Genomic DNA, 10585 nt, shown 5'->3' with positions numbered 1-10585 from the left:
GCTGGTGATGTGCACCAAGCTGAACGACTACGGCATGGTGATGTTCAGCGTGCACATGGTGCAGCACATGGTGATCAGCATGCTGTCGCCGATCCTGCTGCTGCTCGGGGCGCCGGTGACGCTGACGCTGCGGGCGCTGCCGACGGCGGGCCGCGGCCGCAAGGGGCCGCGCGAGCTGCTGGTGGCGCTGCTGCACAGCCGGTACATGCGGATCATCACGCATCCCGCGTTCACGATTCCGCTGTTCATCGCGAGCCTGTACGTGCTGTACTTCACGCCGCTGTTCGACTTCCTGATGGAGTCGCGGGCGGGGCACATCGCGATGATGGTGCACTTCCTCGCGGTCGGCCTGGTGTTCTTCTGGCCGATCATGGGGGTGGACCCGGGTCCGCACCGGCCGGGTTACGTGATGCGGATGCTGGAGCTGTTCGCGGGGATGCCGTTCCACGCGTTCTTCGGCATCGCGCTGATGATGGCGTCGGAGACGATGGTCAGGACGTTCGAGAACCCGCCGGCGTCGCTGGGGGTGAACGCGCTGTCGGACCAGCAGGCGGCGGGCGGCATCGCCTGGGCGTTCAGTGAGATCCCCTCGGTGCTGGTGCTGATCGCGCTGGTCTTCCAGTGGTACACGACGGAGAAGCGGCAGTCGGTGCGCAAGGACCGGGCGGCGGACCGGGACGGTGACAAGGAGCTGGCGGCGTACAACGCGTACCTGGCGTCGCTCAACGCGCGGGGCCAGGGCAGCCAGGGCTGAGGCCGCGCCCGGTCGCGGACCGGGTGAGCGCGGCGGAATCCGGCGAAAGCTGGCGGTACGGGCCGCGGCCGGGGAACATGTTCCCAAGGTCGCGGCCCGTGGCATATCCACGTACGGGGCCGCCGTGAGGGAGGTCCACATGCCCGGATCGGCCAAGGCAATGGCGGGGTGCACGGTGGGCGGGCTGGTCCTGGCCACGGCCTACACGGTGGCGCTGGGCAGCAGCGGCTGGCTGTGGTTCGCGTGGGTGGTGCTGGCGCTGGTGACGCTGGGTGTGGTGACCGCCCGGCGGTGGTGACCCGGCCGGGTCAGGTGCGCCGCACGGTGGCGTGCAGGGCTGCGGCGGGCTGGAGGAGCAGGCCGACGCGCGGGTTGGGGTCGGCGGGTGCGACGTCCAGGTGGCAGTGCTGGGCGAGGGTGGCGAGCAGCAGTGCGGCCTCGACCTGCGCGAAGCGGGCGCCGATGCAGGTGCGCTGGCCGCCGCCGAAGGGGTACCAGGCGTGGTCCGGTACGGGGTCCGGGGCGTCGGGGTCCCAGCGTTCGGGGCGGAAGCGGGTGGGTTCGGGGAACCATCGCGGGTCGCGGTGGGTGGTCCACTGGCTGCACCAGACGATGGTGCCGGGCGGGATGGGGGTGCCGGCGAGGGTGGCGCCGTCGCGGGCGACGGCGGGGATGAGCCAGGCGGGCGGGTAGAGCCGGAGGGCTTCCTTGATGATCTGCCGGGTCCACGGGAGGCGGTCGTAGTCGTCGATGGTGGGCGGGCGGCCGTCGAGGACCCGTTCGAGCTCGGCGGTGAGGCGCTCGCGGGCCTCGGGGGCGTGGGAGAGCAGGTACCAGGTCCAGGTCAGGGCTGTGGAGGTGGTCTCGTGGCCGGCGGCCCAGAGGGTGGCGGCCTCGTCGCGTACTTCCTTGGCGGTGAGCGGCCGGCCCTCTTCGTCGCGGGCCGCGAGGAGGCGGCTCAGCAGGTCGTCGCGGTCCTCGGTGTCGCCCTGCCGCTGCCGGTCGCGGATGAGGCGGTGGATCTCGGCGTCGATGGTGGCGACGGCCCGGAGGAGGCGGCGCCTCCCGGGGGTGCGGACCCAGCCGGGCAGGAAGAGGCTCATGTTCCGCAGTTCGGCGCCGATGCCGTGTTCGGCGACGGCCATCGCCTCGCCGAGCGCGCGGGTCCGCTCCCCCAGGTCGTTGCCGAAGAGGGTGCGCAGCACGATGCGCTGCGTGATCCGTGCCATCTGGCCGCGTACGTCGATGCGGTCGCCGTCCTGCCAGTCGTCGGCGGCGGCGCGTGCGCATTCGACCATGGCGGCGGCGTAGGCGCGGACCTGGCGGGGGCGGACGGTGGGCTGGACGAGGGAGCGTTTGCGGCGCCAGTCGGCGCCCTTGCTGAGGAGCAGGCTCTCGCCGGTGACCTGTTGGAAGGCCCAGCCGATCTCCAGCAGCTCGAAGGTGCGCTCGCGGGCGGCGAGGAATTCCGCGATGTGCGTGGGGTGGCAGAGGAAGAGGCTGCGTTTCCGCCCGAGGGACCAGGTCACCGCGTCCCCGAACTCGTCCCGCAGCCGTACGAGGAAGCCGAGGGGGTCCCGCCCGAAGGCGGGGAGGTTGCCGAGCAGGGGCAGGCCGCGGGGTCCGGGGACGGGCCTGAGGGGGACGGTGGACACGGGCATGGGTGCTCCCGGGGACGAGCGGGCCGTGTGCGGGCGGACGGGGGCCGGGGCCGGCGTCGGGCCCACTGTCCCAGGTGTCAGCCCCTCTCGTGGAGTACGCGCTCCTTCTTGTGCGGGACGCGCTCCTTCTTGTGCAGTACTCGCTCGTTCTTGTGCAGTACGTGCTGCTCGAATCGGGTGAAGGCGGCTTCCAGGCGCTCCTGGAGGCGGGCCTTCAGGCCGGTGCGGGGCGCGGTGGCGGCCGACGGGCCGGTGGCGCGGTCATGGCGGCCGGGGCCCGGGAGGAAGGCTTCCGCCAGGGAGGTGCGGGCGAGGTCCTTCAGCTCGTGGTAGCTGAGCCGGTAGGTGGTGGCGGCGCGCTGGTACTCGTGGCTGATGTCGGTGCGCGAGATGCCGGGGTCGTCGGTGGCGAGCGTGACGGGTACGCCTGCCCGGCGGTAGCGCGGGAAGGGGTGGTCGTCGCCTTCGACGCCGAGGATCTGGGCGTTGCTGGTCAGCGGTGATTCCAGTGCGATGCCCTCGCGGGCCATGGTGCGCAGCAGGTCGTCGGCGCCGTCCTCGTGTGCCAGGTCCACGCCGTGGCCGATGCGCTCGGCGTGGCCGGTGTGCACGGCTTCGCGGATGTGGAAGCGCAGGTCGGCGGGTTTGACCAGGCCGGGGGTGAGTTCGCCGGCGTGCAGGGTGATGTGGGCCTTGGGGTAGACGCCGTGCAGGTGGTCGAGCATCCGCATGTGGAGGCGGTAGTCGCGCAGGGCCGTGGCGCCGTCCTCGGGGGCGACGAGGTTGACGGCGACGAACCGGGGGTCGCGTTCGGCGAGCCGCATGCCGAGCGCGAGCTGGGTGAAGACCTGCTCGGGTGCGGCGGACCGGGTGGCCTGGGAGATGAACCGGAAGGTGACGCGGCAGGCGGGCTCGGGGTGGCCGGTGTCGCAGTGCGCGGCGCGGCGGTAGTCGGCGGTCGCCTTGTCGGCCTCCCGCTGGGCGTGGCGTACGGCGCGGTCGAGCTTGCCGCCGGCGACGAGCCGGGCGTGCAGGCGGGAGAGGTCGGGGTCGTAGCCGACGTCGGCGGCGAGCTTGCGGGCTTCGGTGCCGGCCGGGGAGACCATGGTCTCGAGGTACGACTGGTGGTTCCTGGCGGCGGTGGCGGTGACGTCGGCCAGCAGCTCTCCGGTGTGCCGCTTGGTGACCTCCCCGAACTTGCCGAAGGCGGCGAAGAAGTGGTCGTGTCCTGACTCGCCGGGCGGCAGGTCCTGCATGGACCAGGCACGGATGAGGTGCTGCCGGAAGGCGGGGTCGGTGCGGGTGTCGGCGGCGGGCCGGGTGCCCGGGCCGCAGGGTGCCGGGCGGGCCGTGTCGGTCTTCCGGTCGATGCAGAGGCCGTCCTGTGCGGCGAGCCGGACGAGCAGTTCGGTGGAGGCCGCGCCGGAGAGGTGGTTGTGCAGGTCGCCGCCCTTGGGCAGGGCCCGCATGAAGGCGCGCAGCTCGCTCGGCCGGTTCCGGATGCTGTCGAGGTAGGCGTCGACGCGCTGTTCGGCGGGGGTGGTGGCGCGGGCGGTGGGCCGCGGGGCCGCGGTGGCGTCCGTCGCGGGCGGCACGGCCGCGGCGCCGAGCAGGGCGGCGCCCAGGAGGGCCGGGACGGTGCGGGCGGTGCGCGGGCCGGGGCGGCGACGGGGTGCGGGGGCGCTCCTGCGGAGCCGGTTACCGAAGATCACGCTGCATTGTCGGGGCTCCGGGCTGCGGGGTGCGCCCGGACAGGCCGGTATCGGCCACGGGCCACCCGGTCGGCACAGCCACGGGCGCCGGGGCGGGTCCGTGGCCGTGCCGTACCGGGAGGCGTCAGACCGCCGAGACGGTGGTCAGCTCGCGCTCCTCGCTGCGTTCCCGGGTGGTTTCCCGGGCGGCGAAGGGGCACTGCCAGTCGGCGGGCTTGGGGCGCCCCGAGTAGCGGCGGGCTTCGGAAAGCTGCTCGTACTCGTACAGATTGGGATTGATGTCGCCCTGCAGCTTGATGTCCTGCTTGCGGATCTTGTCCGCGAGGCGGTCCCACATGCCGGCGCTCTTGATGCTGGCGAACTGCTCGTGGGAATTGAAGGCCAGCATGGGGAAGGGCGGCCGGCGGCCATAGCGGCGGTGTGTCTCGTGCAGACCGATCACGAAGAAGGGATGGCCGGCCACGGAGAACGCGAACTCGCCGGACTGCGGATCGGACGAATAGCCCTCGGCCCAGCGATGGCTTTCCGCGTCCTGTTCGTGCAGCAGCTGCAGCTGCTGCCAGAGCAGTTCCTCGAAGCGCAGTTCGTCGACCCCGCGGGGTTCCTCGAAGGTCGCGATGAAACTGGTGAACGTCCGGGCGCTCCAGTCCGCCCCGGCGACGAATTCCGAGAGGTCGTACGCCATCAGCCGGGCGGCTTCCTCGGTTCCCATCCGGTCGTAGTGCCGGTGGGTGATACCGCCTCGCCGCCAGGCCGAACGGCCTGCCAGACAGGCGAAGCGCTCACCCAGTATGAACGCCTCGACCTCGCCACGCGCATCCGCCGTCATGGCCAGCCTTCCTTCCAATTACGTGCCTCCTCGAAGGGAGATCGCTCCTCCGTGCGTGCGAAAGCGCCCACCCCGTACCGGCGGCTCCCGGAACCGCTGCGGTCGTCACCGCGTGCGGGCAGGACCGAGTCCGCTGGAGAACGGGGAAGGGTCGCTGAGTGATTGTGACGGCCCGAGGCCGCTCTTTGAAAATCCGTGCGGAAATTAATAGCGACGAATCGCTCACATCTCGGGACGACCACGGCTTTTCACGGACGGTGAGCGGATCGTCGCCGGGGCGGGGACGGGCGTGCGGTGCCGGGACATTGGGCGGCATGCCCTGCCATGCCGTGCAAATGGGTGGTTGTGCGCCGCCGGCCGGTGCCACGGGGCAGGCGTTCGGTGCAGGAGGTTCCGCGGGCGTGTGCGTGGCGGAGTTTCCGCCGGGACGTTCCGCGGCGGAGTTCCGTGGAACCCGTGGAAGCGATCCGTACCGACAACCGAGAGGAGGGTGCGGCATGACCGAGTACGAGCGTGCGCGCACGATGCCGGCACTGCCCGAGCACGTCTTCGACCAGGTGAGCGATGTGTCGCGGCTCGACGCCTGGCTGCCGGACGAGCTGCACGTACGGGAGGAGGAGCTCCCGGCCGTCACGGTGCACGAGGACCGCACCGGCGAGGACGAGTCCGCGCTGTTCCGGGCGGAGAAGGACCAGCAGCGGGTGGAGTGGGGCACCCGGGAGAACGGCAGCTACGCGGGGTGGCTGCAGGTGTCCGGCATCGGCAGCGGGGCCAGCGAGGTGACCATCCACCTGTCGTTCTTCGACGAGGACCACGACCCGGGCGAGCAGGCCGTGCACACGGCCCTGGACCGAAGCCTGGAGCGGCTGGCGGAGCAGGTGCGGCTCCGGGTCGACGACGCGGGGTGAGAGCAGCAGCACGACCGGCGCGCACCCGGTGTGCGGCGCCGCGACCGAGAGGTGACTGAGCATGCAGCACGACGAGTTCCTGCGGCTGGTACAGGCAGGAGCCGCGCTCCCCGACCGCGGGGCGGCGGAGCGCGCGGTGCGGGCGACCCTGGAGACGCTGGCGGAGCGGGTGCCGGACGGTCTCGCCGGGCATCTGGCCGCCCAGCTCCCGCCGGAGATCGGGGAGCACGTCCGGCGGGTGGTCGCCACGCACGAGGGCGGCCAGGAGGAGCGGCACACGGCGGAGCGGTTCGACCTGACCACGTTCGCCGCGCGGATCGCCTGGCGCGGCGGGGTTTCGGAGGACGCCGCGCTGCGGGAGGCCAGTGCGGTCTTCGAGGTCCTCGACGCGGCCCTCTCCCCCGAGCTGGCCGGGAAGCTCGGCAGCGTCCTGCCGCCCGACATCCGGGAGCTGCTGCCCGCGAGCCGGACGGAGGACCCGGAGTAGGGCCGCTGGCCGCGCGGGGCCCTCGACCGCGCAGGGGCCGTCCGCGTACGGGCCCCCACGTACGGCCCGCTCACGTACGGGCCCGCCACGTGGGGCCGCGCCCGTCAGAAGCCGCTTCCGCTGCACGTCAGGAGGACCGCGTTGACCGCGCAGACCACATCCGCCCGGACCGCTCCCGTCGCCGTGATCACCGGCGCCGACTCCGGCATCGGGCGCGCCACCGCCGTCCGGCTCGCCGAGCAGGGCATGGACATCGGCATCACCTGGCACACCGACCGGGCCGGGGCCGAGGCGACGGCCGAGGAGGTACGCGGCACGGGCCGCCGGGCGGAGACCGCCCGGCTCGACCTCACCGACCTGCCCGCGGCCGCCGGCGTCGTCGACCGGCTCGCCGGGCGGCTGGGCCGGCTCGACGTGCTGGTCAACAACGCCGGCACCGGCACCGCAACGCCGTTCCTCGACATCGGCCTCGACACCTTCCGCGAGGTGGTCGACACCGACCTCACCGGCCCGTTCCTCTGCTCCCAGGTGGCGGCCCGGCGCATGATCGAGCAGGGCGACGGCGGCCGGATCGTGAACGTCACCAGCGTGCACGAGCACCAGCCCCGGGTCGGCGCTGCGCCGTACTGCGCCGCCAAGGGCGGGCTGGGCCTGCTGACGCAGGTCATGGCCCTGGAGCTGGCCGAGCACGGCATCCGTGTGAACGCCGTGGCGCCCGGCGAGATCGCCACGCCCATGACCGGCCAGGAGGACGAGGACGTGACGGCCAAGAGCCGGCCCGGCGTGCCGCTCGGCAGGCCGGGCGACGCCCGCGAGGTGGCCGCCGTGATCGCCTTCCTCGCCGGTCCGGACGCCGGGTACGTCACGGGCGCGTCCTGGGCCGTGGACGGCGGCATGCTCCGCATGGGGCCCATGGCCGGCTCGCACCTCCAGGACGACAGCTGGCGCCGCCCCTGACGCCGCGGAGCGCCTGCGCACGGCGCGGCGCTCCCCCGTACGCCGCCCGGCAGCCGGACGACGACTGCGGCGCTCAGCGGGCGCACGGGCAGCCGGGCGGCGAAGGCGGCGATCACGTGGCGCGCCGCGGCGGCGTACATGCGCGTCCCGGCGCCTCACGTGGCGCTGCGTTCGCTCTCGCTCTGCAGCTCGCGTTCCACGGCGCGGTTGCGGGCGTCGTCCGGCTGTCCCACCGCGCTGCCGGGGCGACCCGCCCTGAGCAGCGCGCGCCACCGTTCCGGGCTCCAGTCGGCCGGCCGGGTCGTGGCGAGGAAGTGCTCCACCACGGCCAGGAAACGGGCCGGGTCGGCGGTGTACGGGAAGTGGCCGGCGCCCTCGAAGATCTCCAGCCGGCTGCCCGGCATGGCGGCGTGCGCGCGGTGGGCGTGCCGTACGGGTATCACGCCGTCCCGCGAGCCCCAGAGGAGCAGGGTCGGCATGCCTTCCGCCAGGTAGCAGCGGTCCAGCATGGTGATGACCTGGCCGCGCCAGTCGACCACGGCGCGCAGGCTGCGGACGAAGGCGCTGCGGGACGCGCCGTCCGGGAGCGCGTCGACCAGCCGCAGCAGGGTCGGTTCGTCCTGGCCGAGGTCCGTGCCGAGGCGCTTGAGCAGCCCGAGGACCAGGCGGGTCTGGCAGCGCATGCCGGGCAGGCCCAGTACGGAGAGCAGCGCGGCCACCACCGGCATCGAGACGAGCCGCAGGACGGGCGTCACCTCGCGGCCGACGCCGCCCGCGCTGACCAGCACCAGGCGTTCGGTGCGTTCGGGGAACTGGTACGCGAACTGCATGGCCACGCCGCCGCCGAGCGAGTGCCCGATCAGGGTGGCCCGGTCGATGCCGAGCACGCCGAGCAGGTCGCGGATGCCGTTGGCGTAGGCGGCGACGGAGTAGTCGGCGCGCGGCTTGTCCGAGGCGCCGTGGCCGAGCAGGTCGGGGGCGATGACCGTGTAGTTCCTGGCCAGGGCCGGGAGGACGCCGGCCCAGGTGGCGGACGAGTCCCCGATGCCGTGGATGAGGACGAGCGCGGGTCCCCGGCCCGCGTAGCGGTAGGCACGGCGGTATCCGTGCACGACGTGGTAGCGCAGTTCCACGTCGTCGTCGGCGGCGGGCAGCCGCCCCGCACGGGGCGGACGCGGTCCGATGGCCACGGGCGCACCTTCCCCAGGCAGGCCGGCAGGGTCCGGGTACGAGCGTAGGAGCTGTCGCGCCCCGGCACCGTTACCGGAGCGTTTCGCCTCCGTTGAAATGCCCGCTCGCGGTGGCCTGTTGGCGGCGCGGGCAGGTACGTCACGGGAGTCCGCCCACCCGGCCGGCGATATGACGAATAGCTGTGCACGATCTGATGGTTCGCCTCACTCGTCCGGGCGAGACCGGCTGACATCACCACACGGATGGCGCAACGCTCGGCGCAAGCCCGAGCCGCCTGCCGCTCGGCACAGGAACCTCGGAGAAGGAGTTCCCCATGAGCGTTCGCCGTTCCCTGACCGGCGCCCTCGGCGCCCTGGCCCTCGTCCTCGGCATGACCGTCGCGGCCGCGCCCGGCGCCGCCGCCGATCCCTGCGGGTTCTACAAGACGTCCAGCGACGCGTTCTACAACCACTGCACGAGCGACGGCTCGCACGTGGTCATCGAGGTGGAGGTGTGGGGGCCGAACTACGAGCGGTGCGTGGTCCCGGGCGTGACCTGGCTCGGCTCCGCGGACGAGATCGACGGCGCCCATTACGTCGGCCGCACCTGCTGAACCGGCCGTACCGAAGGCGGGGGCGGTCCGCGCACATGTCGCGGACCGCCCCCGCTCGTCCCCCCGGCTAGTCAGCGCGGCCGGTCGTGGCAACGGTGAAGCCGAGGCCGATCATGGCGAGGCCGCCGGCGCCGCCGACCGCGGCGAGCCTGCGCGGCGAGCGGGCGAACCAGCTGCGCGCCGCGGCGGCGCCCAGCCCCCAGAGGCTGTCGGACGCCACCGCGATGACGTTGAAGACCAGTCCGAGCAGCAGCATCTGCACCGTGACGTGCCCCTGCCCGCGGTCCACGAACTGCGGCAGGACGGCGGCGAAGAACACGATGGTCTTCGGGTTGGCGATGCCGACAGCGAACCCCTCCCACAGCGTGCGCAGCCCGCCGTGCGCCGCGTCCCCTTCGGCGGCGAACGCGGCCTGCAGCGACCGGCGTTGCCGGACCGCCTTGACGCCGAGGTACACCAGGTACGCGGCGCCCGCGAGCTTCAGCGCCGTGAAGACCAGGACCGAGCGTTCCACGACGGCGCCGATCCCGAACGCCACGGCCACGACGAGCAGGTACGCGCCGAGGGTGTTGCCCACGACCGTGGTCAGGGCGGCCCGGCGGCCGTGCGCCAGCGCCCGTCCGATGACGAAGAGCACGCTGGGCCCGGGCACCACGATCAGCAGCAGCGACATGAGAGCGAAGGCGAGCAACCGGTCGGTGGAGAGCATGGGTTCATGAAACCAGCGCCGACCCCGGAGGGGTAGGGACGCCATCCGGTCAGCGCCGTCCCGGCGCGGGACGGGCACCCCGGTCCGGCCCGGTCTCCGTTCACGCCGTGCCCGGTCAGCCGCCGGCCCGCTGGCCCTCCCCCGCCGGGCCGAAGATCCGGTTCAGGTGGTGGTCGAGGACGGCGACGGCGGACTCGGGGGGCCGCTGACCGACGAGGACGCTGGTGCCGAGCCCGGCGGCCATGGCGAGCAGGCCGATCGCCTCCGCCCGCGCGTCCAGGTCGCGGCGCGCGAGCCCCGCGTCCCGTGCCTGTTCGAGCAGGCCCGTCAGGGTGTCCTCGGCGGCGTCCGGGTTCTTCATGAACGGCTGCGCTGCCAGCGCCTCGTCGGTCACGGCCAGTACCGCGTACGAGGTGTAGAGCAGGTGGAACGTGCGGCTCTCCGCGTCGGTCGGCAGCGACGCCTTGAGCAGCGCCTCGACCGTGGCGCGCGGTCCCGGGACCTCCCCTGCTGCCCGTACCCGGGCGGCGACCCGCTCGCCGAAGCCGTCGACCAGGTGCTGCAGTCCGTGCAGCAGCAGCTTCTCCTTGGTCTCGAAGTAGTACTGCACCAGGCGCAGGGACACCCCGGCCTCCGCCGCGACGTCGCGCATGCCGACGGCGTGCAGGCCGCGCCGCCCCGCGACCCGTACGAGCGCGTCGGCGATCTCGGCGCGGCGTACGTCGTGGTCCACGCGTTTGGGCATGGGCACTGCTCCGTTCTCGGTCCGTCGGCCGGTCTCCCGC

General features: G+C 73.2%; 12 protein-coding genes. 6 read left to right on the top strand and 6 right to left on the bottom strand.

All coding sequences use genetic code 11. The annotated features are described in order from the left end of the window. On the top strand, window positions 1–754 hold a 754-nt coding region (locus tag C3486_RS24590; RefSeq protein ID WP_103834942.1), incomplete at its 5' end, for a cytochrome c oxidase assembly protein. Between the two features lie 139 nt (window positions 755–893). Further along, window positions 894–1052, top strand: coding sequence for a hypothetical protein (locus C3486_RS37435; RefSeq protein ID WP_181138675.1), 159 nt, complete (start codon window positions 894–896; stop codon window positions 1050–1052). Between the two features lie 10 nt (window positions 1053–1062). Here the strand turns inward: C3486_RS37435 and C3486_RS24585 are convergent, their stop codons facing one another. The 3 genes from C3486_RS24585 to gntA form a co-directional block, all read right to left on the bottom strand. Then, the gene (locus C3486_RS24585; RefSeq protein ID WP_103834936.1) at window positions 1063–2415 is read right to left on the bottom strand and encodes a cytochrome P450; all 1353 of its coding nucleotides are present in this window, start codon (window positions 2413–2415) and stop codon (window positions 1063–1065) included. Between the two features lie 77 nt (window positions 2416–2492). Then, window positions 2493–4127 (bottom strand): adenosine deaminase, encoded by a 1635-nt coding sequence (locus C3486_RS24580; RefSeq protein ID WP_258052976.1) that lies wholly within the window; start codon window positions 4125–4127, stop codon window positions 2493–2495. Between the two features lie 124 nt (window positions 4128–4251). Next, complete coding sequence (gntA, locus tag C3486_RS24575) at window positions 4252–4956, bottom strand: guanitoxin biosynthesis heme-dependent pre-guanitoxin N-hydroxylase GntA (RefSeq protein ID WP_103834935.1); 705 nt, start codon at window positions 4954–4956, stop codon at window positions 4252–4254. Between the two features lie 497 nt (window positions 4957–5453). On the opposite strand from gntA, the gene C3486_RS24570 reads away from it, so the two are divergent. From C3486_RS24570 to C3486_RS24560, 3 genes are all read left to right on the top strand, one after another. Continuing rightward, complete coding sequence (locus C3486_RS24570; RefSeq protein WP_103834934.1) at window positions 5454–5864, top strand: SRPBCC family protein; 411 nt, start codon at window positions 5454–5456, stop codon at window positions 5862–5864. A gap of 61 nt (window positions 5865–5925) precedes the next feature. Then, window positions 5926–6351, top strand: coding sequence for a DUF2267 domain-containing protein (locus tag C3486_RS24565; protein ID WP_103834933.1), 426 nt, complete (start codon window positions 5926–5928; stop codon window positions 6349–6351). 141 nt (window positions 6352–6492) lie between these two features. After that, window positions 6493–7308, top strand: a complete 816-nt coding sequence (locus C3486_RS24560) for an SDR family oxidoreductase (RefSeq protein WP_103834932.1) — start codon at window positions 6493–6495, stop codon at window positions 7306–7308. A 155-nt stretch (window positions 7309–7463) separates the two neighbouring features. Here the strand turns inward: C3486_RS24560 and C3486_RS24555 are convergent, their stop codons facing one another. Further along, a complete protein-coding gene (locus C3486_RS24555; protein ID WP_258052975.1) occupies window positions 7464–8498 on the bottom strand; it encodes an alpha/beta fold hydrolase in 1035 nt (344 codons plus the stop codon). A gap of 314 nt (window positions 8499–8812) precedes the next feature. On the opposite strand from C3486_RS24555, the gene C3486_RS24550 reads away from it, so the two are divergent. Further along, the gene (locus C3486_RS24550) at window positions 8813–9091 is read left to right on the top strand and encodes a DUF6355 family natural product biosynthesis protein (RefSeq protein WP_103834930.1); all 279 of its coding nucleotides are present in this window, start codon (window positions 8813–8815) and stop codon (window positions 9089–9091) included. Between the two features lie 67 nt (window positions 9092–9158). Here C3486_RS24550 and C3486_RS24545 read toward each other — a convergent pair whose 3' ends face one another. Further along, the gene (locus C3486_RS24545; protein WP_103834929.1) at window positions 9159–9800 is read right to left on the bottom strand and encodes a LysE family translocator; all 642 of its coding nucleotides are present in this window, start codon (window positions 9798–9800) and stop codon (window positions 9159–9161) included. 115 nt (window positions 9801–9915) lie between these two features. Further along, window positions 9916–10545, bottom strand: coding sequence for a TetR/AcrR family transcriptional regulator (locus C3486_RS24540; protein WP_103834928.1), 630 nt, complete (start codon window positions 10543–10545; stop codon window positions 9916–9918). Between the last annotated feature and the right edge of the window lie 40 nt (window positions 10546–10585).

Source organism: Streptomyces sp. Ru73 (assembly GCF_002920575.1).
GTDB lineage: Bacteria > Actinomycetota > Actinomycetes > Streptomycetales > Streptomycetaceae > Streptomyces.
This window is presented reverse-complemented; position numbering and strand designations above follow the sequence as displayed.

What these genes read in the sequence shown, in the direction of transcription:
- C3486_RS24550 (WP_103834930.1), top strand. Translation starts at nt 8,813, where the DNA reads ATGAGCGTTCGCCGTTCCCTGACCGGCGCCCTCGGCGCCCTGGCCCTC.
- C3486_RS24565 (WP_103834933.1), top strand. Translation starts at nt 5,926, where the DNA reads ATGCAGCACGACGAGTTCCTGCGGCTGGTACAGGCAGGAGCCGCGCTC.
- gntA (WP_103834935.1), bottom strand. Translation starts at nt 4,956, where the DNA reads ATGACGGCGGATGCGCGTGGCGAGGTCGAGGCGTTCATACTGGGTGAG.
- C3486_RS37435 (WP_181138675.1), top strand. Translation starts at nt 894, where the DNA reads ATGCCCGGATCGGCCAAGGCAATGGCGGGGTGCACGGTGGGCGGGCTG.
- C3486_RS24585 (WP_103834936.1), bottom strand. Translation starts at nt 2,415, where the DNA reads ATGCCCGTGTCCACCGTCCCCCTCAGGCCCGTCCCCGGACCCCGCGGC.
- C3486_RS24545 (WP_103834929.1), bottom strand. Translation starts at nt 9,800, where the DNA reads ATGCTCTCCACCGACCGGTTGCTCGCCTTCGCTCTCATGTCGCTGCTG.
- C3486_RS24570 (WP_103834934.1), top strand. Translation starts at nt 5,454, where the DNA reads ATGACCGAGTACGAGCGTGCGCGCACGATGCCGGCACTGCCCGAGCAC.
- C3486_RS24540 (WP_103834928.1), bottom strand. Translation starts at nt 10,545, where the DNA reads ATGCCCAAACGCGTGGACCACGACGTACGCCGCGCCGAGATCGCCGAC.